Genomic DNA, 1,023 nt, shown 5'->3' with positions numbered 1-1,023 from the left:
CCTTCGGGCTGGATGTCGCGCAGCTGGCCGGCGCCGCCCGGCGGCGGGACGAGATCGTGGCCTATGTCGAGGCCCATATCGAGCAGGGCCCGGTGCTGGAGGCCGAGGATCGCGCGCTGGGCGTGGTCAGCGCCATCGCCGCGCAATACCGCTTCCGCGCCGTGGTGGGCGGGGTGGCCGGCCATGCCGGGACGATGGCGATGCACCTGCGCCGCGACGCGCTGGCGGCGGCGGCCGAAATGGTGCTGGCGATCGAGACGATCGGCGGCGGCGGCCCCGGCGACCTGGTGGCGACCGTCGGCCGGATGGCGGTCCGCCCCGGCGTGCCCAACGTGGTGCCGGGCGAGGTGGCCTTCACCATCGACATCCGCGCCGGCGCCGACGCCACGCGCGACCGCGCGGCCGACGCGGTGCGCCGGGCGCTGGGCGGGATCGCCGCCCGCCGGGGGGTGTCGCTGGAGCTGGAGCTGCAGCAGGACCTGCCGGCGACGCCCTGCGACGGGGGGCTGACGGCGCTGATGGGGCAGGCGGTGCGGACGGCCACCGGCGAGGACGCGCCGCGGGTGCTGGTCAGCGGGGCGGGGCACGACGCCATGGTGATGGCCCGGCTGGCGCCGATGTCCATGCTGTTCCTGCGCTGCGCGGGCGGGGTCAGCCACCACCCGGCCGAGGCGGTGCGGGCGGCGGACGTCGAGCTGGCCCTGCGGGCAATGACCGATTTTATCGAGCGTTACGAAAGACAGGGACCATGAACGGGGCCATGCCACAGGATTTCTTCGGCCAGATCGACCCGCCCCAGCGGCTGCTGATGGGGCCGGGGCCGGTGAACGCGCATCCGCGCGTGCTGCGCGCCATGGCGGCGGACATGCTGGGCCAGTTCGACCCGGAAATGACCGCCTGCATGAACCAGACGATGGCGCTGTATCGCCGGGTGTTCATGACGGACAACCGCTGGACCTTCCTGATCGACGGCACGGCGCGGGCGGGGATCGAGGCCGCGCTGGTGTCGCTGGTCGAGCCGGG

1 protein-coding gene and 1 pseudogene are annotated in these 1,023 nt (G+C 74.3%); both read left to right on the top strand.

What is annotated here, in order from left to right:
- The coding region (locus tag HLH21_RS16815; RefSeq protein ID WP_182944895.1) for a M20/M25/M40 family metallo-hydrolase at positions 1 to 752 on the top strand (752 nt) is incomplete at its 5' end.
- 8 nt (positions 753 to 760) lie between these two features.
- A pseudogene (locus HLH21_RS16810) lies at positions 761 to 1,023 on the top strand (alanine--glyoxylate aminotransferase family protein); the annotation flags it as partial.

The organism is Gluconacetobacter johannae, from assembly GCF_014174305.1.
Classification (GTDB): domain Bacteria; phylum Pseudomonadota; class Alphaproteobacteria; order Acetobacterales; family Acetobacteraceae; genus Gluconacetobacter; species Gluconacetobacter johannae.
This window is presented reverse-complemented; position numbering and strand designations above follow the sequence as displayed.